This window comes from Planomicrobium sp. CPCC 101079, assembly GCF_007859275.1.
In the GTDB taxonomy this organism is placed as follows: Bacteria; Bacillota; Bacilli; order Bacillales_A; family Planococcaceae; genus Planococcus.
Genome location: NZ_VOHC01000003.1, coordinates 21,846 through 42,732, shown reverse-complemented (window position 1 = coordinate 42,732; position 20,887 = coordinate 21,846). Strand labels below are relative to the sequence as shown.

At 40.1% G+C, this 20,887-nt stretch carries 22 protein-coding genes; 5 read left to right on the top strand and 17 right to left on the bottom strand.

Annotated features, from left to right (window positions below):
• Positions 1-11: 11 nt before the first annotated feature.
• Entirely contained in the window at positions 12-893 is an 882-nt protein-coding gene (locus tag FQV28_RS01560) for a MurR/RpiR family transcriptional regulator (protein ID WP_146493849.1), read from the bottom strand.
• 152 nt (positions 894-1,045) lie between these two features.
• Here FQV28_RS01560 and FQV28_RS01555 point away from each other — a divergent pair, with 152 nt between their 5' ends.
• A complete protein-coding gene (locus FQV28_RS01555) occupies positions 1,046-1,645 on the top strand; it encodes a HutD family protein (RefSeq protein WP_146493848.1) in 600 nt (199 codons plus the stop codon).
• 1,111 nt (positions 1,646-2,756) lie between these two features.
• Here the strand turns inward: FQV28_RS01555 and FQV28_RS01550 are convergent.
• Together FQV28_RS01550 and FQV28_RS01545 are read right to left on the bottom strand one after the other, a co-directional pair.
• Complete coding sequence (locus tag FQV28_RS01550) at positions 2,757-3,281, bottom strand: hypothetical protein (RefSeq protein WP_146493847.1); 525 nt, start codon at positions 3,279-3,281, stop codon at positions 2,757-2,759.
• 380 nt (positions 3,282-3,661) lie between these two features.
• Positions 3,662-4,999 carry a PQQ-dependent sugar dehydrogenase gene (locus tag FQV28_RS01545; RefSeq protein ID WP_146493846.1) on the bottom strand — a complete coding sequence of 446 codons (1,338 nt, stop codon included), beginning with the start codon at positions 4,997-4,999 and terminating at the stop codon, positions 3,662-3,664.
• Positions 5,000-5,118: 119 nt separating this feature from the next.
• Here FQV28_RS01545 and FQV28_RS19370 point away from each other — a divergent pair, with 119 nt between their 5' ends.
• Positions 5,119-5,493 (top strand): hypothetical protein, encoded by a 375-nt coding sequence (locus FQV28_RS19370; protein WP_146493845.1) that lies wholly within the window; start codon positions 5,119-5,121, stop codon positions 5,491-5,493.
• A 118-nt stretch (positions 5,494-5,611) separates the two neighbouring features.
• On the opposite strand, the gene FQV28_RS01535 is transcribed toward FQV28_RS19370, so the two are convergent.
• The 6 genes from FQV28_RS01535 to FQV28_RS01510 form a co-directional block, all read right to left on the bottom strand.
• A complete protein-coding gene (locus FQV28_RS01535; RefSeq protein ID WP_146493844.1) occupies positions 5,612-5,764 on the bottom strand; it encodes an IS3 family transposase in 153 nt (50 codons plus the stop codon).
• Positions 5,725-6,474, bottom strand: a complete 750-nt coding sequence (locus FQV28_RS01530; RefSeq protein ID WP_146493843.1) for an IS3 family transposase — start codon at positions 6,472-6,474, stop codon at positions 5,725-5,727. Before FQV28_RS01530 ends, FQV28_RS01535 begins: the two co-directional genes overlap by 40 nt.
• Positions 6,426-6,995 (bottom strand): helix-turn-helix domain-containing protein, encoded by a 570-nt coding sequence (locus tag FQV28_RS01525; protein ID WP_146493842.1) that lies wholly within the window; start codon positions 6,993-6,995, stop codon positions 6,426-6,428. The genes FQV28_RS01530 and FQV28_RS01525 overlap by 49 nt, the downstream gene beginning before the upstream one ends.
• Positions 6,996-7,235: 240 nt before the next feature.
• Positions 7,236-7,928 carry a Na-translocating system protein MpsC family protein gene (locus FQV28_RS01520; RefSeq protein WP_146493841.1) on the bottom strand — a complete coding sequence of 231 codons (693 nt, stop codon included), beginning with the start codon at positions 7,926-7,928 and terminating at the stop codon, positions 7,236-7,238.
• A 73-nt stretch (positions 7,929-8,001) separates the two neighbouring features.
• Entirely contained in the window at positions 8,002-8,700 is a 699-nt protein-coding gene (locus FQV28_RS01515; RefSeq protein ID WP_146493840.1) for a Na-translocating system protein MpsC family protein, read from the bottom strand.
• A 514-nt stretch (positions 8,701-9,214) separates the two neighbouring features.
• Positions 9,215-9,502, bottom strand: a complete 288-nt coding sequence (locus FQV28_RS01510; RefSeq protein ID WP_146493839.1) for a hypothetical protein — start codon at positions 9,500-9,502, stop codon at positions 9,215-9,217.
• A gap of 190 nt (positions 9,503-9,692) precedes the next feature.
• On the opposite strand from FQV28_RS01510, the gene FQV28_RS01505 reads away from it, so the two are divergent.
• The 3 genes from FQV28_RS01505 to FQV28_RS01495 all read left to right on the top strand — a co-directional run bounded on the left by FQV28_RS01505 (position 9,693) and on the right by FQV28_RS01495 (position 12,258).
• Positions 9,693-10,154, top strand: a complete 462-nt coding sequence (locus tag FQV28_RS01505) for a YndM family protein (RefSeq protein ID WP_146493838.1) — start codon at positions 9,693-9,695, stop codon at positions 10,152-10,154.
• A gap of 172 nt (positions 10,155-10,326) precedes the next feature.
• On the top strand, positions 10,327-10,911 hold the full coding sequence (locus FQV28_RS01500) for a YkuS family protein (RefSeq protein WP_146493837.1): 585 nt from the start codon (positions 10,327-10,329) through the stop codon (positions 10,909-10,911).
• A gap of 525 nt (positions 10,912-11,436) precedes the next feature.
• Positions 11,437-12,258 carry an alpha/beta fold hydrolase gene (locus FQV28_RS01495; protein ID WP_146493836.1) on the top strand — a complete coding sequence of 274 codons (822 nt, stop codon included), beginning with the start codon at positions 11,437-11,439 and terminating at the stop codon, positions 12,256-12,258.
• A 464-nt stretch (positions 12,259-12,722) separates the two neighbouring features.
• Here FQV28_RS01495 and FQV28_RS01490 read toward each other — a convergent pair whose 3' ends face one another.
• The 8 genes from FQV28_RS01490 to FQV28_RS01460 form a co-directional block, all read right to left on the bottom strand.
• Complete coding sequence (locus FQV28_RS01490; RefSeq protein ID WP_146493835.1) at positions 12,723-14,054, bottom strand: NtaA/DmoA family FMN-dependent monooxygenase; 1,332 nt, start codon at positions 14,052-14,054, stop codon at positions 12,723-12,725.
• Positions 14,055-14,177: 123 nt separating this feature from the next.
• Entirely contained in the window at positions 14,178-14,432 is a 255-nt protein-coding gene (locus FQV28_RS01485; RefSeq protein WP_146493834.1) for a hypothetical protein, read from the bottom strand.
• Positions 14,433-14,863: 431 nt separating this feature from the next.
• A complete protein-coding gene (locus tag FQV28_RS01480; protein WP_146493833.1) occupies positions 14,864-16,042 on the bottom strand; it encodes an MFS transporter in 1,179 nt (392 codons plus the stop codon).
• Positions 16,043-16,399: 357 nt separating this feature from the next.
• Positions 16,400-17,404, bottom strand: a complete 1,005-nt coding sequence (locus tag FQV28_RS01475; protein ID WP_146493832.1) for an MsnO8 family LLM class oxidoreductase — start codon at positions 17,402-17,404, stop codon at positions 16,400-16,402.
• 228 nt (positions 17,405-17,632) lie between these two features.
• Positions 17,633-18,181 (bottom strand): NADPH-dependent FMN reductase, encoded by a 549-nt coding sequence (locus tag FQV28_RS01470; protein WP_146493831.1) that lies wholly within the window; start codon positions 18,179-18,181, stop codon positions 17,633-17,635.
• Between the two features lie 38 nt (positions 18,182-18,219).
• Positions 18,220-18,369, bottom strand: a complete 150-nt coding sequence (locus FQV28_RS19090; RefSeq protein WP_186763754.1) for a hypothetical protein — start codon at positions 18,367-18,369, stop codon at positions 18,220-18,222.
• A gap of 16 nt (positions 18,370-18,385) precedes the next feature.
• A complete protein-coding gene (locus FQV28_RS01465) occupies positions 18,386-19,513 on the bottom strand; it encodes an NtaA/DmoA family FMN-dependent monooxygenase (RefSeq protein ID WP_146493830.1) in 1,128 nt (375 codons plus the stop codon).
• A gap of 295 nt (positions 19,514-19,808) precedes the next feature.
• Positions 19,809-20,768, bottom strand: a complete 960-nt coding sequence (locus tag FQV28_RS01460; protein ID WP_146493894.1) for an NAD(P)H-dependent flavin oxidoreductase — start codon at positions 20,766-20,768, stop codon at positions 19,809-19,811.
• Between the last annotated feature and the right edge of the window lie 119 nt (positions 20,769-20,887).

The window sequence follows — 20,887 nt, the reverse complement described above, 5'->3', positions numbered from 1 at the left end:
CAGGTTTCACCTTATTTCTTATGATATTTAGAAAAAACTTGGTTTGTTTTATATGTTTCTTCAAGTTTCGTTAAACGGTCCTTTGTTTCCTCAAATTGTACATTACTCATAATATTTAGAAGGATGGTTAAGAAAGCGAAGGTAGGTATATAAGAATCAAATAATGAATTTAATGTAATCGGCGTTATAATAGAGATTTTACCAATCCCTTGTTTCTCCAATAGCTTACTATCTGCAATCGTGACATACTCAAAATTTTCATTTTCTAAATAATGAAGCATAGAAACCATTTCCTTCGGGTAACGAGGAAACAAAAACATCACCACCAAAGCCTGAGAATCCTTAAAATCTTCTAAGACATCATAGGCCTCACTGCCATCAGTAGTGTGAATAAATACAGATGGCCGAATTTTACGTAAGAAAAAATATAAGTAGTTGACCAATGGTGTTGCAGTTCTTGCTCCTATAACGAGTACACTTCTAGCCTTCATTATTTTCTTAGAAGTGCTGTCAATTTGATTGTCATCAACAAATTTAAGTAAGGATTGCAAATTATCAATTTCTTGTTGCAGGAAAGTTTCAACTGTTTCTAGTTGAGTAAATGAAGTTATACTTTGGCGTTCTACAGCCGTTATCTCATAATGCGTTAATTGCTTCATCTTATTGTTAAACATTGAGAAACTTGGATACTCCAAAACTTTTGTTACAAAACGAGTAATAGCTGGTTGGCTGACGCCAATTTTCTCAGATAACTCCGAAGCTGTCATAAAGGCAATTGATTTATCGTTAAATAACATATATTCTGCAATTTTTCGGTTATTATTAGATATTTTTTTTCGTAAAAGTACTTGAAGATCTTTATTAAACTTCTCAAGACTATCTATTTTATCCATAACACCACTCCGTTTTGAATAAAGTTATTCATTAAATTAAATTTCAAATAAATTTATTTGATATGTTAGTTAATATAACATAGCATATAAATATGTAAAGTTATTTTCTGAATCTTTTATTTTTTGATAACTAGAATGAAAGGGGAAAATATATGAAGTTAATTCGCAAAGATGAATTACATACCATCATCTGGAGTGGAGGGACATCGACAGAAATACTGATTTATCCAGAATGTAGTTCCTACGCTGAAAAACAATTTAAATGGCGAGTGAGTACAGCTACTATTGAGAAAGAGAAAACAGTTTTCACAAAATTACCTGGCTATAGTAGACGAACAATGGTGCTTAAAGGAAATTTAAGGTTGGCACACCAAGGGCATCATACTTCGAATTTGCCGCCATTTGCCCAGGATGCATACGAAGGTGAGTGGTATACAACCAGTGAAGGTATGGTAACAAATCTAAATCTTATGACTGCACCGTCTATTTCCTCTCTAATGAAAGTAGAAGCTTTTGATGTAAGATATGTAAGCTATTCATTACCCTGTTTAAAAGAACAGAACCATGAAACTCATCTCTTATTAATAGCCCTAACTTCATTTGAAGTTCGAGGAACTTTAAACGCATCTCTAAATAATGGAGACACCCTCTATTTCAAAAATACTGACCTAACAGATATAGAAGAATTGAAGCTATATACAGAGACTAATTTTATTCGATTTGTTTATATAGAATTTATTGAAGAACAATGAATGCGTAGACTATAAATATATTCAGAGTACAAACCTCTTGAGAAGTTTTAATTTACCTTAAAACACTAACAATCAGTTTTATTCAAAATTTAAATAATTAAGTTATGAACTCTACTTTATATTCAATCGACTTTATCATGCTGGATAAGACGAAATCATTTTTCTGATTTCTCTGTCCCGGTTTACTTCACTAACTTAAGAAGTAGCTGAACACTATACTGAAAAGAACATTCCTATTTTATTGATTTCTGATAGTATTAGAAATTTTATGTTTTTTTGCAAATCTAATTTGAGCGTTCGTAACAGTACACTTTTACGAACAAAAAAAGGATAGAAGTCACTTCTATCGGCTTCTACCCTTCAGAGAATCCCTTATATGTAAACTAATCTTGCATTATTGAATCTATTGAATACCCCCCTGTTTTGCACAATTCATGCAATGCTTCGGTTACTTCTTTCCGAAGTTTTTGTTCAGAAATCATGAAGGCAGTTTGACACCAATATAAAAAAGCAGAGAAGAAAATTACAATTTTCTTCTCTGCTTCTCAGGTTTATAACAGTAATTTTTAGAAGTTTTGTTCGCGGCTGCAGTATGAGATGAAATAATGGACTGCTAATGTTTTTCATGAGTTTCTTAAAATACACAAATCTAACTTATAAAAGACTCTTTCATTAAAAAGAGAACATCCTAAATTGTCACTACAATCAATTGAGCCCTAAAATGGTATGCACTTTTTTAAGCGTCTTCCATTCAGAGCTCAATTCAGTTTTTATTTAGTAAGACCTTTTATTTTAAACTTCCGATAAATGGTTAGTGCGCTTTAGATTAATCAGAAATTCCCATCTAACCTGCTGTTGCTTTACAAAGACAGTATTATATGGAACTGAAAAATTCTATTACGGCACTTCCTTGTTCACGGAAATTCGAGTTCGATTGCTTTATCCCACTAAAAGGCGCCTGCAATTCAACTCCCGAGCTTTCTGCACTGATTTGAACCAGACCTGTTTCCTTTGGTTTTTGTATATAAAAAAGCCGAAGGATTGGTTCATCCTTTCAGCTCTATCGGCACGTCAATGGAATGGTTTTCCTCCATCACGTACTTTCCTATATTTACTTCTCCTTTTGAACACGGTCTTTGTTCATGTTTAAACGCTCTTCAGGAAGTTTGGTCTGTTGTTTCTCGGTTTGGTTTTTAGGTGAACTGGTTTGGATGTAATCATTCACATCTACGTGCGCTACATCGTCTTCACTTATGTGACTCTCCGGATCCCAAGTTGCGCTGTTGATAACGTTTCCGCGTTCCCCCGTTGTAAAGGTTCCCGCTGGTTCCCGAATGGTGTCATCGAAATCATTGCTTTTTTGCCAACCGGTTTCTCTACTCGGATTTGGTGCTTCCGATTCCCGCCAGTCCGCTGGATTATTCGGGTCTTTTTTTCTAAGTGTGGTTTCTCCATCTGAAAGGTAAGGCTCGTTCGAACTATCGTTGTTAGTGTTTGAACTTCCTCTTTCTCGAAGTTCGTTATCCCCTTGTTCTCTTTTTTCGATATTCCTGTCTGTACCCGGATCCGCCGCCTGGAATTGCTGAGTATCTTGCCCGTCTTTTCGGATAGAATCATCACGATTATTTTTTTCCATATTGATCCCCCTAGTTTGAAAAGTCTACATACCCCGGTTCCCCTTCAAACGAATATTCAAACTTATTTATGAAGCAAAAGAAAAACACCCTGAAGATAACGGGATCTTTTAAGAGTACAAAAAGGAAAAATGCAAATTAAAAGGACCTCCATTTCACTTCCGATTTGGTACTCTTTTTTCTTGGAATAAAAAAATTTCCAAAATCCATAAGCATGTGCCGTATTCATAGGAAGGAGAAGCCGTGTTGCCTAAGTTAAGTTTAAATGCACTTGATGACATTGACATAAAGTTGGGTGCTTTTTAAGAATAATAAATTATTCAGCTTCGTCGTCTTCATCAGTATCAACATCGTCTTCTTCTGTGCTTTCAACTGCGTCACCTTAACCTGCTGCAGTAATCTTATAAATCACACCGCCATCAGTGATTGCAATAAGCGCGCCATCCTCAGTTACAAGAATATCACGGAAACGTTCGCCTTCATCAGTTAATAGACGTTCTTCTCCAACGATGGTGTCACCTTCAATAACGACACGTGCAATATAGCTCGATACTAAACCACCGATGAACAAGTTGTTCTCCCATTCAGGAATTGCATCGTTATCATAGAAAGCCATACCACTTGGCGCACTTGTTGGATCCCAATAATATCTTGGTTCAATAAAGCCTTGCGCCTCGTGTTCTGAAATACCATCATTGATTAATTCACCAGAGTACTCGATACCATAAGAAACAATCGGCCATCCATAATTATTGCCTGGTTCAATAATATTCAGTTCATCCCCAGCTTGTGGTCCGAATTCAACAATCCATAAGTCTCCTGTTTCAGGGTGGAAGTCCACACCTTGAATATTACGGTGACCGTAGCTGTAAATGCCATCCAGTGCTTCTTCATCTTCGATAAATGGATTCGTATCTACTGCTTCTCCATCTTGTGTAATGTGAATTACTTTACCTAAGTAAGCATCTAAGTCTTGGGCACGTTCGCGAATTGGATCATCTGAACGTTCACCAGTTGTTAAGAATAGGTTGCCCTCATCATCAAAGATAATACGTCCACCATAGTGTAAGTCACCATCATATGCTGGTTCTGCTTGAAAGATTACTTCAAAATCTTCAAGTGAGGCTTCATCTTCTGATAAAACACCTTTACCGACAGCCGTTAAAGTACCACCATCAACATCTTGAGAAAACGTCAAAAATACTAATCTTGATTCGTCAAAATCAGGTGCAATGGCTACATCAAGTAAACCGCCCTGACCTTCGCTGTTTACTTCTGGTGTGCCTTCGATTGGTTCTGAAACAGAGAACTCATTAAGGTTTACAATAAGAAGTTCTGCTGAATCTCTTTGCGTAACAAGTAAGCGATTTGGTTCAAACTCTGCCATACCCCAAGACACGCCAAGACCGTCAACAACAACTTCCACATCAAGTTCTGTTTCAGTCACTACTGCAGGTGCTCTTGTTTGTTCTGGAAATGCTGGTTCAAACTCAGTAACTTTTGGTTCAGTCTCTGCAGATTCTCCATCTGCACTTTCCTCAACGCCCTCCTCAGTACCTTCTGCTGTTTCAGGGCTCTCGTCAGCACTTTCTTCTGTTGTAGCATCCGAATCATCCGTTGATTCTTCGTTTGAAGTTTCATCATTGCCACATGCTGCCAAAGCCAATAAAAAGATCAGCATTGTAAAGAACAACAATCTTGACCACGAAACTTTCGTCATCGTTTTTCCTCCCCTTTTCTAAAATATTTTACATACTATAGTAAAGTTCATTCCCCTGAATCCCAGTATCAAAAAATTGGTTAAGACTTTTATATCCTAATTAACAATATGAAACTCCTATGAAAATAATGTTATCACAATTATACAAAAAATACACAATATTCTTACTATTTTTCTTGATAAATGGAAATTATTCTTTTAGTGTTTGGGATAACGGCATTGACAATTATGAGCCGCTTTCAGACATGGCGCTATTGTATGCCTTCTTAGAAGAGCTGAATAACTCAAAACCTCTACCCCAGGAACAAAACTTCGACCCGATCGGAGACTCCCAGAATAATGAGGAATACAAAGAGCTGACTGTTGACTTGGATGACGGTTCAAGGATCCGCCTAACTCTACTCAAGGATGGATATATCTATTACGGGTTTATGGGTGTATATTTTGAAATGAATCAAAATGTATTTGCCACAATGTGGAGCCTACTTCAGTAACAGCACTATGGAATACACGAATGCGTTTCCACACTAAGCGGTCACATATGTACTTTTTAGGAAACAATAACAAAGGGAGAGAAGATGTGGTAGTGACCCCTTAAAGTTAGAGTTTTAGTTATGCAGCTAATTGGCTGGCATGAATTCGGTAATTCACCGGACTCATGCCGGCCAATTTTTCTTTGATGCGTTCGTGATTGTAGTAGTAAATATACTGTTCAATTTTCAGCTTCAATTCATCGTATGAGACCAGTTCTTCTCCGTAATACATCTCCGTTTAAGCAAACCAAAGAAGTTCTCCATGGCCGCATTGTCGGCACACGTCGCCTTTCGGGACATGCTTTGGAAAATTCGGTGCTGCTTCAATGTCTTCACCCAGTACCGGTGCTGGTAATACCAACCTTGGTCGGAGTGGATGGTTGTCCGATACGCAGCCCGGTCTCCGATGACCGGCAAGGCTTGGTGCAGCGAGTCCATGACGAAGTCGAGGGTGGGGCGTTTTGATATTCCCATCCCAATGATTTCGCCGTTGTACAGATCCATCAAGGGACTCAAGTAGAGCTTTTCCTCGCCTGTACATTTGAATTCGGTGACGTCCGTCACGATTTTTTGCAAGGCGTGCGCTGCGTGGAACCGGCGGTTCAATCGGTTTTTTGCGATGGTACCCACTTGGCCCTTATAGGAGCGATAGCGTGATTTCCGGATGAACTTGATGCAAGCTAGGTTTAATTCACCCATGATGCGCTGGACTTTCTTGTGGTTGATGATGTACCCTTGCGCCTTCAATTCCAAATGGATTCGGCGATACCCGTAACGGCCTTCGTGTTTTTCAAACAGCGTCCGGATCACGGTTTTCCATTCCAGATCCGGGTTTTCCAAACCGAATCGCCCACGGTGGTAATGATACGTGGCTTCCGGCAGACCGACAATCTTCAGCACATCTTTTGGTCGGTATCCTTCTGCTTGGAGTTCGAACGCCAGCGCTGCTTGTGCTTTTCGAGGAAGGCATCCGGGTTCTCCTGGAAAGCGTCTAACTTTTTTAAATACGCAATCTCCAAGCGGAGAAGCTCATTCTCGCGCTCAAGTTGTTCTTCACGGGACATCGTCCCAGCTGGTTTTGCCGGTTTCTTTTTCGGATTTTTCGCCACGGGGGGCCGTCCTTTCGTTCTCAGGCCTTCTGTCCCTTTCGTCAAGAACGCCTGCTTCCATTTCACAATGAGCGTCGGGTTGTGCATCTTGAATTCAATCGCTGCGTCTTGGTAAGAAGCGCCTGTTTGTTTCATAAAGTGTAATACATCCAATTTGAATTGAACAGAATACACCCGGTTTTTCTGCCTGTTTCGCAATCCCTCTTGTCCGAATGCCTGAGAAGCTCGTACCCAGCGGGCAATTTGTCCGTGACTGGATATACCGTATTTTTTGGCTAAACGTGGATAGCCCAACGAACCAGCCAGATACTCGTTAACCAGTTTTAGTTTAAATTCTTCGCTATATTTCATCATAGAAAAAGCACCCCAAAAGTTAGATTTGTAACTCTAACTTTTGGGGTGCAGTACCGCATCATCCTCTCCCCCTTTGTATTTATATTACAACTCATGAACGTTCCTATGCACTCCCAACACTTTTTAAGGGAACGGTTCTTTTTTCGGCATCGAAATTCAGTACGTAACTACTAAAACAGTCCACCGCAGCGGGTGGACTGTTTATCTACTTGTTTGTCTGTTCGTTGTGCTTGATTCCATTTATGCTTTCTTTGGCTCCAGCAGAAAGACGATGTAGCTCAGATCCGCATCGAAGTTCCAATCCAGGAACGTTTCGCTGATGCGCCGGTTTAGTAATGCTTCTAATGGAACCTCGTCCAGCATCCGATGCTCCAGCGGACGCTTGCTCAGTTTCAGCTCTTCCACATAGCCGTTTTTGATCAATTCCTTTTCGATCTGCACCAAAATCTCCGATCGGCGGACCAACAGGACTTTATCGCTTAGCCAATACGTCTCCGTACGGCCTGGCACTTTTTCCGCTTTGTGGCTTGCCTCTTCCATCGCTTCCTTAAATGCCTGTTCCGCCGCGTCGTCTGTCCACTTTCCAGCTTCCCAATCTTCTTCCGTGACACCGATGATCATGCCGGTCTCTTTTATCAAGTTCCAATCGGCGTACATTTCTTTTACTTCAAGCGCTGCCACTTCCTTGAGGCCTTGCATGATTTCCGGTTTCAAATCCGTCATCATAAGGTCCCTTGTTTCCAAGACGCGTTTCGTTTCCTTCTGCTTCACCTGAATCCGCTCCATCGGCGCCAGGAACCCGCGGAAATGGATGGTGATAAACGGCCGATTGATGGTGACATAGACCGATGTGGGGCCTTTGCCAAAGTACTTGCGAAATACACCGGAAATATAGCTTCCGATTTCACCTTGTGCTGTTTGTTCTTTTGTCATTCCCAAGCCTCCTCCCTTTTGAAAACCGTTCATTTTTAGTTGTTTTGTTCTGCCGAAGAAAAGCCTGTCCTGCCTAGTCTGATGTTGACTCCAATAGGAGGACCATATACGATTTGTCCTCCTCGAAGTGCCAGTCGACAAACAAGTCGCTGATTTTCTGCTTCAACACCGGTTCCAGCTGAAAGAATTCCATCACTCGGTGTTCGAGCGGCCGTTTGGCTAACCGCAGTTCTTCAATCGCCCCGTTTTTGATCAACTCTTTTTCGATCTCCACCATGATGCCCGACCGTTTAATCAGCACCGTCGTGTCATTCAGCCAATAACTTTCGATGGCATCGGGTGCTTTTTGCGTTTTTTGGCTGATGCGAATGATCTTCTCGTGCAAGGCCTCTTTATCCACGCCCTCCGGGACGGTCAAGGAAGCCGGATCGGCTTCCGCATCCAGCACCACAAGCAGCAGGCCGCTTTCCTTTTCAAAGTTCCAATCTGCGTAAACTTCCTTCACGTCAGTTCCTGTGAGGCTGGTCAGTTCTTGGAACAATTCCGTTTTGACTCCGTTCAACAAGAGATCCCGCGTCTCGCCCACCCGTTTGGTTTCCTTTCTTTTTAAGAGCATCTTTTCACCCGGCAGCGAAAAACCGATTAGATGAATGGCGATAAAAGGATTTCGGATGGAAGCCTTTACCGATTGGGGACTCTCGCCAAATTGCTGGTGCAGAAAGGAAGAGATGAAGTCCTCAATCTCCTGTTGAACCGTTTTGTCGTTTGTCATAGCTTAATCTCCTTTTAACAAAGGTATTTTTTCTTGGTACGACTCCCGATCAGGGAGCATGAAGTGCCTCTATTCAACCGATGAAAATTAACGTATATAGAAGGTTACCCTCTCCGTCTGCAGTTAATCTTTTCCGGTGATGCTAGGACGCTACTGCTAACACCCCAGACTTTCCGAATCTTTTCTTTTAATTAAAAGATAAAGTTATCAACAGAAGAAAAGAAATGCCGAAAATACTTTTATACGAAAATACCGTTCGGAACAGGACCCTTATACGGACAATAGGAAGAAAAGAAGCTGTACCTTTCGCTTCTTTTCTTCCTATAAGCGGTAATATCTAAACCAAATTACTTTTATTGGTTTAATACGCCGAATTCCTAACCTCCATGACTCCATCTTCTCTTTCTACCGAAAACCGAAGTGTGGATGGCAGGTGAAATGGCTATCCTGCTATTTTTTAATGTTCCTCGCTTTAGTTCCGATGAATTTGTAGCAACCATCCGACTTGAGAATTTCAACGCTTTTGAGCAAAATGGTTTTCCACTACTGTGCTTATCTCTTCCATCAATTCGTAGGTGGTTGAAGTGTCCTTTATTTCTATGGCTAGAAAATGAGTGGAAGGCTTCTGGGCAGGAGGGTGGTCAATTACCATGACTTTATTCCTGAGATCAAATCGGTCGGTTGATGAAACAAGATACACGGAGTAAAGTCCAGTTTCTAGGATGGTCTTTAGTACCTTGTAATCATCGTCCAATCCTGCTCCTATTACTTTCTTTTTACCGCTTCCGCTGTCAGATGTCATGCCGCTTCTCCTTTCCTCCTGTTCTCTCTGTATATAATAATTCCCGTTCTAACCGTAAAATAGTCTGCCTTGCACGTAAAAAGTCTTAAAAACTTCTACATTATTTTTGAAAACAAGGATTAAAAGGATTCTTAACGGGTACTCTACTTAAGGCAAGGATAAAATTGAGAAATTGAGAGGAGGAAATCAGATGAACCATGTAAAAGCCCTTATTATGAAATTCGTTATGATTGCAGTGGTCCTTTTAGTCATCCTAACAGGAATCTACGACGTGGAGATCGAGAAAACGCTTCTGATCAGCCTCGTTCTGACGCTCATCGCTTATGTATTAGGTGATTTGATGATCTTTAGAAAAACCGGCGACGGCGCATCAAATAAACAAACTGGCAACAACCACTCGGCTGGCCACGATCGCCATGACGACCATAAGAAACGCAATATGCTGGCCACGATTGCCGATATCATCCTTTCATTCCTAGTCATTTGGCTCTTGGGCGATGCATTGATCGAGAACGCTGAAGACATCATTCAAGCAGCTCTTATCTCCGCCTTGGTTATTGGCGCAGGGGAATGGTTCTTCCATAAATACCTGGACAAGAACGTCTTCCCTGAAAAAGATGGACGCGCTGCTTCAGGAAATACGCATCGTTAAGACTTCGATAAAGAAATAACAAACTGCCTTTCTCCAGATATTCTTACTTGAGAAGGGCAGTTTTTATCTTTTCTAATCTTCTTCATCTGCAATTATACGAGTGGAAGTTTGACCCAAGCAGTGAATAGGGAACGACATTAGAATAACGGTCATACAGAAGGGATTGGACAATATGCCAAGAATTGCAGTAGAACATCCGTTTACAGATATCCAACAAGCATTAAAAGAGAGTGGGTATCAGGCGGACATGCTCGAGCAGAAATCAAAGGCTGCCCGATACGATGTGCTGGTCGTCCGCAGCTTAGAAAGCTATGACGGCGTTCAATTCAAAGGTTCTCTCGTAGAAACAAGCGGTCGGACCATCTACGAGATTGTAGAGGAAGTGAAGGAGCGCTTGCAGCGAGCCGGAAAAATCAACGGAGAGCCAGCTCCAGCTAAAAGGAAACCGAACGGCAGGTATTTTACCGGTCTCCTAAGCGGAGCTGCAATCGGTTCAGCAGTCGCCCTTCTCCTAACGCCGAAAAGCGGCAAAGAACTTCAAGTAACCCTTAAAGAGAAGTTGGCAAGCGGCAATGCTGACGGAACTGAAAGCGGAACATGGAGCCAAGTGAAAGAAAAAGCAACCGACTTGGTAAGTGCGGCAAAAGAACAGGCAACCAAAGTTACTGCACAAGTCAAAGAGAAAGTTTCGGGTTCTTCTAACGAGGAGCAAAAAACGGACTCACAAAAAGAATCGAAACCCTCTTCAGCACTATAAAAAAGAACTAGTTAAAAAGCGAAATCCCTTATAAGGATTTCGCTTTTGTCTTGGGTTTTTTTAAATTCAATAGCATTGAGTTATATTTCCAAGACACCAGTTTTATTCAAAGAATTCAATTATGCGGTGTTCAAGCGCCCGGTCTGCTTAGTCGCTACATTATAAACGCATATGCTCGACTCTTATCGCCACTCCCACTTTGATTGTGTGACGTATTTCTACAAGAAAAAGTCTTTCTTTTTCAGTTCTTTTCATTTATGCAAGAAAATTTTTGCTTTCTCATTTATGGTATACTCATAAAGAGTTCTAAAAATATTGAAATTTTTCATAAAAAAATACAAAAATACTTCCCTTGAAATAAAAAGAGAAAATATAGCTTACCTTTTGAAATTACTACTGCTCTCTTGTATCCAAAAGAATAGATGAAATTCAAGTAAAGCCTCAAAGTTATTGACTATATTTCTAATGAAATATAGTTCTGTTCCGTGATAAAAAAGATTTTACATCAAAAGGAGGCGATACAGTATGACAGCAACAAAAAATACGGCTGAACAAGTAATGAAGAGAAATAATGTAAGGATCAAAGGGCAGACCGAGAAGGTTCTGGTGTTCGCGCACGGCTTCGGTTGTGACCAATACGTCTGGGACAAGATTGCCCCTGCTTTCGAAACGAAATATCGGGTTGTACTGTTTGATTATGTCGGGTCCGGCAGAAGTGATAAATCTGCTTATGAAAAGGAACGGTACCGGACATTGGATGGTTATAAACAGGATCTACTGGAATTATGCGACGCCTTGTCCCTTGAAAATATCGTGTTTATCGGCCATTCGGTCAGCAGCATGATCGGTGCTCTGGCGGCGGTCGAGCGCCCGGAATTGATGAAGAACCTGATTATGATTGGACCTTCTCCGTATTTTCTCAATGAGCAGGACTATCAGGGCGGATTTGAAAAAGCGGAAATCGAAGGCCTACTGGAAATGATTAAAGTTGACTATAACGAATTTGCGCGTTTTTTGTCGCCGGTGGTTATGCAAAACGCTGAACGTCCTCATCTGGCGGCTGAATTCGAGCAACTATTATGCGGCAATGATCCGGACGTAATCAGCAACTTTGCGGAAGCCACTTTTCTGTCGGATGTCCGTGAGGAACTGAGAAAAGTCACTGTTCCGACGTTGATTCTTCAGACACGTAATGACATAATCGCTCCAGAAGGCGTTGGCGAGTACGTACATAGCCAGATAAAAGACAGTGAATACCACCTGATGGATGCCGAAGGCCACAATCCCCATATCAGTGATGCAGAGGAGACCATCCGTGTAATATCCGAATACCTTTCAGCTTCCTAATACGCAAAGGCAGCAAAAAAAGATTTCGCGGCGAACACGGACATGCAGTTCGGTAATGACCTGTTCTTCAAAGAATTTTGTTTTTGCGGGCAATACCTGTTACGAAAATGGCACAGGCAGTGAGGTTCGTCCGGAATTCTGTCTGCCGTTGTGAACGCGCGTGGAAGCACTTGAATTCTCAGAGGAGTGATCAGCCGGGACCAGTTTCAGTTTTATGATGAGGAGACCCGCTAATTGCTGACCACCGAACGATAAGGAAAAGGGAAAATTTCTTCTATGTGAATCGAAAAAGAGGAGATGACGTTGGGTATTCAGCGCCCCTCCCTTAATTCTAACAATGTATTAATCTTCTCCTTTCCCTTCCGATAATGTCATGATATGTAAACTAAATACCGACAAGTTTTCGGAAGCTTTTATAAAAAGAAGCACAGGCCATTATCAGCCTGTGCTCTATATTACTTCTATTAAGATAATCGTTTATCTACACCATATTGATAGGGCACACCAAGATTTTCTCTTAATGTCTCTCCATCATAATCTTCATGGAATACACCACGTTCCTGTAAGATAGGGACCACTTCTTCTACAAAACGTTTAAAGTCGGTTTCATAAGCATCTGGTAGTATCCAAAAGCCATCTGCTGCGCCACTTTCAAACATTTCAGTTAGGTAATCCGCAGTTTCTTTTGCATCACCTAATGTTGCAGGATGGTAATCAATTACAGAATGATAAATGATATCGCGTAATGTCCAACCTTCACGCGCCACCTTTAAAACATTCTCAGCACGAGGATCAGAGTAACGGTCGATTTTTACCTTGTCTAAAAGTTCTGGTGCGATCGGGCGTTCTAAATCTTGAGGAGTTAAGCTGATTCCTAATATCATTCCGATATGAAATGCACGTTGTTGTACTATATTTTCATCCATAAAACTTGCGTGACGATCTATTGCTTCACGTTTAGAATTTGCAACAACCGGCATGAGTCCTGCGATAAATTTAATCTCATCTGGATTTCGACCCGCGTCTATCGCAGCCTGGCGTAGTGCATTTCTTGTAGCAATACCTTGTTCTTTCGTCCACACTTCACCAATCATTGCACTCGCATAGCGTCCTGCAAACGCAATACTATTTGGAGATCCACCAGAGTGAAAGATGACCGGTTGTCCTTGTGGTGAAGGTGGAATTGGCAAGGCTCCATTTGCCTGTATATGTTTACCAGATATATGAACAGGTTTTACTTGGCTATAATCCGCAAATACACCGGTTTCTTTATCAGCTTTTAGAGCATCTTTTCCCCATGTTGCCCATAAGTGCTGTACAGTTTCTACGAACTCATAATGACTTTCATAACGTGATCTACTATCCATTAGTTTTACACCAAAGTTTTCTGCTACCTTTGGACTTGATCCCGTAACAGCATTCCAAGCAATACGTCCACCACTCATTAAATCTATCCCTTTAAATTGACGTGCTAAAGTAAAAGGATAATTCCACTGAGTATGTACAGTTGACGCCACACCAATGTGTTTTGTTTGTTGTAATATTGCAGTGGCAGTAATGATAGGTTCAATCGTCATCGATGGCACCTCTCTGTTATCATCGGGTATTGCTCCAGGGAAATCACCTACAAATATAAATTGAAATTTACCTTTTTCAGCAAGTTGAGCATAGCGAATATCTGCATTAATATCTGGATAAGTAGTCACATTGACACCCTCACTTTTCCAAGCTTTAGCATTTGCACCGTATGCCCCTGTAAATCCTAAACCAAGCAACATTTGTTTTTTTTCAGACATAAATAAATCCCCCTAATTTATTTTCATATGGTATCTACTTGCTAATATGACTCAAAAATAAATAGACAATAACGAGTCAAACGTTCTATAACTATCTACAATCTTTAATCTTATATTTCCTAATCATCTAATCTGATCTGATTCATTTAAAATACGTGGGTCAACGCCTAGCTGATAATCTAGATTCATATATTCTCTGAGGGTGTTACCCATGTAGTTTTCTGGACGCAAGCCACGTTCTTGTAAAACAGGAATAACTTGATTTACAAAGTCGGATAAAGCATCACTAAGTCGATCGGCAACTATAACAAAACTATCAGCTGCGCCTGCTTCAAACCATTCTTGTAAATAATCTGCTACATCTTCAGCAGTCCCCACCACACCAGGCGTATTATCTAGAACACCGTGAGCAATAATATCTAGCGGTGAATAACCCTCTTTAGCGAGTCGAATCGCTTGAGTTGATTTATTAACGCGGGAATTCTGTTGTAGCGCGCGGAGCGGAGTTGAATAGACGTTAATGGTTCGTCTACAGCTGATTCAGAAAGTGGGACACCTAAGAGCATTGAGAGATGTCTCAATCGTTCTGGCAAATCTTCTGGATTTTCCATTGCACGTCTCCGGTCTAGTGCCTCGCGGCGCGTCTTTCCTAGTCCAAATGTGAAAAAGGTCATAAATTTAATTTCATCGGCATTTCTCCCCGAGGCTTTTAAACGGCCTTTTTGCCCTCCATAGAAATCAACGAAAGTGATGAAAAACACGGACAATATTGGTTTGCAGTTAAGAAAAAATGGAAAGTAATCAATTGCTTATTGTCTGACCGATTGCGTTCTAGTAAATAGCGATAATTTTAAAGACATTATTAACATAACTATTCCTATGAAGATGGCTGCAGCTCCTATCCAAGCAATGGATTGAATTTCTAATTGGCTAGTTGCAATCCCGCCTATACCAGCTCCACTAGCCATTCCTAATTGTATAAATGAGCTGGACAAGCTTAGAATGATGCCAGAAGATTTAGGGGCGATTTTTACAAGGTTATACTGTAACGTTGGACCTGATGTCCAAGCCGCAGTCCCCCAAATTAAAAGTAATAAAACAGTAAGAACATGAGCACCAGCGATAGTAGCAAGCAGTATCAATGCAAGAGCGTTGATTGCCATGCCCAAAAACAGGGTTGCATTGATCCCTAAACAATCTGACATAAATCCACCTAGTCTCGATCCAACTAAAGTTGCCAGACCAAAACCTAAGAGAGTTAGACTTAGTGCTGTATTACTCATAGGTGAGACTTCATTAATAAACGGTGTAACATACGTGTAGAATATACCATATCCAATAAATACGAAGAATGTCACAAGAAAAAGAGCCGTAACTTTAGGGTTTTTCAAAATGCCAAGTTGTTTTGTAAGGGGTATCGGCGTCTCTGCTTCTGTTACGGGAATGACTTTTACAATAGCAAAAATCGCGAGTAAGCCCAGGAAAGCAATAGCCCAAAAGATGATCTTCCAATCGTACGAAGCAGAAATAAATCGACCAATCGGTACTCCTAAGACTAATGAGGCGCTAAAGCCCATTGCTATGGTAGCTAATGCACTAGCCTGATGACCAGGTGGCGCTACTTTTACAGCGAAGGACGAAGCAGTCACAATAAAGACGCCCATTCCTAATGCAAGTACAATTCGCGAAATCATTAATAATGTGAATCCGGGAAGCAAGACGGTCATTAAACTGCCTACGACAGTGAAGATCAGAGCTAGTAGAAGTTGTTGCCGTTGATTTAGCTTTGAGGTAGCTAAAATAATCAATGGTGTTCCGATTGCATTAGCCAACGCGAATATAGTAACAAGCTGCCCTGCAGCAGATACCGTAATCCCTACATCAGCAGCAACCTTATCCAGGATACCTACAAGAACAAATTCTGATGTTCCCACCAGTAGACTGATCAACGCGAGTAAGTATATTTTAAATTTCCAAGAGTTTTTCATTATATTCTAATCCACCTAATCCATTTTATTATTTTAAATTTCAAGCACCAAAGGGATAATTCAACTGTTAATTATCTATTTTCGTAAATAGAAGTTTTCTCTTCATATCTTCTTTTTTGCTTGTTTGATTATTTTAGATACATATTTCTAGGATAAGGCAGCTCTAAATTTGTTATAGACTAAGTTTCTTCTTAAGTAAGCTGCATTTCCATCTATTAATGTGGCGAATTGATCATTTCACGCCGGACTACGACCTGGCGGATGAAGAACCCGAGGATCAGGCCAACCAGTGCAATGACAATAGTGATATGAATGTCCGTGCGATCATGGAATATAAGAATTGTGTGTCTAGAGCTATTATGCTTTCATTAATTCAGCAAATAACGTATATCCTTTTAGTCGCGTACGCTGATCCGGATAAAAATCCGCCACCATAATTTCGTCAATGCGTGCTGCACGTTCAAGTTCTTGGATTTGTGCCTTAACTTGCTCGGGATTCCCAATAATAAAGCGTCCTTTATTTTGTTCACGAATGGCTAGTTCATGCGGAGTAAACTTATAGTTAGCAGCTTCTGCTACCGTTAATAATTGCAGTTCCTCTGCATTAGCCCCCTTATACATTTTCATCCAGCTAATTTCAGCGGGTAATGCCGCTAGCTTTGCCTCTTCTTCCGTGTCTGCCACGAAAATAAATTTCGATAAAATGCTATACGACTTTTCTTTATGACCTTGCGCTTCAAAGCGCTGTTTATAGAGGTTTAATAATTGTACGTCTTGATTAGGATTTAATTGGCCTGCAAAAGCGAATTTTATACCAAATTTTGCTGCTAAGCTTAAGCCACCGGCGGATGAACCCAACATAAACATATTTGGTTTATACGGTCCACCAGGAATTTTTAACGTTTGCAACGGATGACCTTCTGGGAAGGATTTCGTTAAATGATAGATGATCTCTTGAATCTGATCAGCAGTATCCACCTCAATCATTTTCTCTCTGGTCATTTGGAGGGCAATTTTTGCTAAAAAGTCTGTACCAGATGCACGTCCCATTCCCAAATCTACACGACCCGGAAACGCTGCTTCCAATAACGCAAAGTTTTCCGCCACTTTATAAGGGCTATAATTAGGCAGCATAATGCCGCCTGCCCCGATGTTCATATTTTTCGTTAATGTGCCCGCTAGCATCATTAATAAATCGGGTGCCATGCTAAATATGGTCGTTGCGTTATGATGTTCTGTAAACCAGTAGCGTTTATAGTCCAAAGAATCAGCTAATGCCACTGTTTCTTTAGTGTTTTCCAGTGCTTGTTGCGGAGTTTCTCCCTTAAAAATATGCACGTAATCAAGTATTGAATAATTCATATTGGCATCTCCTGTTTACCTGCCTTTAGTTAATTTAATAACTGGGCTATTCTTTTAATTTTTCTACCTAATGATTCGGTATATAAAGTAAATCTGAATTTACTCTTCATCTAGTTGCCTGATAAAGGTCTTTAAAATACTAAGTTTCTATAATAGAGGGGTGACAAGTTCTCTAAATATCTAAATACCTGGTTTTTCTTCTATATTAATTTATCTAAAAAACCGATCTTAAAAAGACCCTTTCTTGTTGATTTCTTCAAGCAATTTCGATATTAATTGCTTTAGTGAAGAATTAACCTCATCTTTTATAAATTCCCCGTCTTCGTTCAATCTATTGTTTTCACCTGAAATTAATAAGGCGCCGCCATCGAACACATTCGCATTGACCATAGATAAATTAAGTTGCAAGGCTTGATGAGCATTTTCCCCATCACATGAAGCTGTAATAACCGCTACTGGCTTCGCGTAAAGTTCGGCAGACGAAACCAACCATTCTAAAGCGTTTTTTAAGACTCCTGGTACCCCCTTTATATATTCGGGTGTACAGATAATGACTCCATCTGCTCTAGAAAGTAGCTCTCTATATACTTCCACCTCTGCTGGAGGGTTATCATTATCTAATTCACGATTAAAATGCGGAAGTTTTTCAATGCCATCGTATATTTCATAATTAACATTGCTGGGTACGAATTTATTCAGGCTATTGAGTGCTTTTAGAGTTGAAGATTTTTTTCGACTACTTCCTGATATGGCGATAATATTAATTTTTGTTCCCATAAGAATCTCTCCTTCAATAAACTGTATTTAAAATCACTTCAGAATTGTTTGAAAATCGAAGCTTGCGGCTTCGTTTCTTCGGTTACTGTGAAACCGTTTGTTTTTAAATCCAAACATGAAACCACCTTCTTCGCACTCATTCCTGGGTGTTCTTCTATACCAGCGAGGATGATATCTTCTAGTTCCATTGGTCACACCTCTATATCAAACAGAATATCTATTTTGGGGATAAGGCAATCCTAAATTTCCTCGTAACGTATTTGATTCATATTCTGTACGGAAGATGCCTCTATCCTGTAAAATTGGAACGACTAAATCAGCGAAATCTTTTAAAGCTGTTGGATGCTCTTGTTGAACCAACAACATATCCATGGAACCTGCTTCATACCATTCCTGAATTTGATTGGCGACTTTCTCGGCCGAACCGAAAAATAAAGGTTTTGGAATTCTATACTGAGGGATTAAACTCTCCATTTCCCGGAATTTTTCTTCGGCTTCTTTTTCAGTTCTGCCAACAAGCACTTGCTGTGAAACCGCAACAATAAAGTCCTCAGGAGATCGTCCTTCTAATGCTACCTTCTTTTTAATTTTTGTCACAATTTCTTTTAAATTATTAACTGATTGAGCAAAGGTAAAGACTCCATCCGTATACTTCGCAGCATTATTCATAAAATTATCAGACATACCCGCCGTGAAGAGTACCGGTCTACCTTGGACTGAACGACTAAGATTCAATGGACCATCTACCGAGAAATAATTCCCTCTATAGTTTATAGGATGCATTTTTTGTGGATTTAAATAGATTCCATTTGCTTTATCTCGTATAAAAGCATCATCTTCATATGAATCCCATAAACCTAAGAGAATCTCCATAAATTCTTTTTGCATCGGGTACTGATCTGCTTTTGTTAGATGCCCTCTACTATAGTTCACCATTCCACCCGGATTGGAGGTAATCGCATTTAGGGAGGCGCGGCCTTTGCTGATTTTGTCGAGGGATAATATCTGTCTCGCAGCAGAAAATGGATCTCCGTACGACGCAGCAATGGTTGCTGAAAGACCAATATTCTTAGTAACCATACTGAGCGCTGACATGATGCTGACCCCTTCAAACATGCTCAAGTAATGTGGTATGTTTCCCGGCCCAACATGGCTGACATCGATTAAAAACAAAGTATCGAATTTCGCCTTTTCTGCAATTTTTGCTTGTTTTACATAGTAATCGATATTTTCACTCGCATCAGCAGGCATGTCAGGGTGTCGCCACCCCATATAGTTATATCCAACACCTTCAATAATAGCGCCCAGCTTTAACTTTTTTCTATTATCCATTCTTTTTACCTTCTCTCTATCGGAATAAAATATGATGATTATCTTAAATTTCAAGTATTTATTTTCATATGTTGAATGTAAGAATTCTTCTGCAAGCAAATAATAGGCTTTTAAAAGCCCTTCTTGTTCCCCCTAAAATCAACAATCATAATTTCGTCAATTAAAGTCTCTTTTGCCAGTTCTCTTAATTTTTGTACGACTAACCTGTCTAACTAACTATTTACACATATTTCTTAGGGTCTCTATTAAGGAGATAGAGAGCATCTTTATATTTCGAGAAAGTTGTTTAATAATCTCAATTAAAGTCTTGCATCAAAGTATCAACCACTTCTTTTACGGTTCTGATTTCTTTGATTGGCGTAATTCCAGTACCTATAGAAATATAACCCTCGTCTGTATTGCCTTCCAGCATACCGATACGCATTCCAATTGAGCCAACCATCTTTTTTGCTATTTCTTCACGACTAACACCTTGGTTATCCATTTCGACTAGTTTATATGCTAATTGAGTTGGTAAAGAACGATAGTATGCCGGCAAAGTACGGAACATCAGTAAATCTTCTGCTGTAGCATTTACAATCATTTGTTTCACGTTTTCTGCAGCCGGGTTTTCTTTTGTTGGAATAAAGACACTCCCAGCAAACACACCTTCAGCGCCTAGAGCAAATGCGGCACGCACTCCTCTAACATCTCCAATACCACCAGCTGCCATTACAGGAATATTTATCGCATCTGCAATCATTGGAACAATCGAAAATGTTCCAATGACTCGTTCTGGAACCGACCCACCTTCATCAAATCCAGTCGCTACATAAACATCTACTCCAGATTCTTCTGCAGCTTTTGCATCTTTAATAGTAGGAGTAAGGGGTCTATAAATAATTTTTATATTATTTTCTTTTAATGGTTTAAAGATTCTTTCATCCAATATACCGTTCACTATAACAACAGGAACTTTCTCCTCAATAACCATTTCTAAAATTGGCCATGTGTAAGCTAAATCAGAATGTACGATCACAGGTATTCCGAATGGCTTATCAGTTAATGATTTTAATTTTTGTACTTCAGCTCTCATTCGTTCCGCACTTATTTCGGGTGAACGAGTTGTGTCAATCTGACCGGCATTTGGGCCTAGAAATCCTAGTCCACCAGCATTGCTTACCGCTGCAACAAATTCGGCATTTGTAATCCAAGACATTGGGCCTTGTACAATTGGTTTTTCTATATTTAATATTTCGCATATTCTATTAGTCATTCTTACTGAAATCATTGACTACACTCCTTATAAAAAGTCAGCATAAGTCCGAGCGTGGACCCATACTGACTTCAGAGATTTCATGTTTTTTATATTGTTGGTTTATTCATCCACCAGCT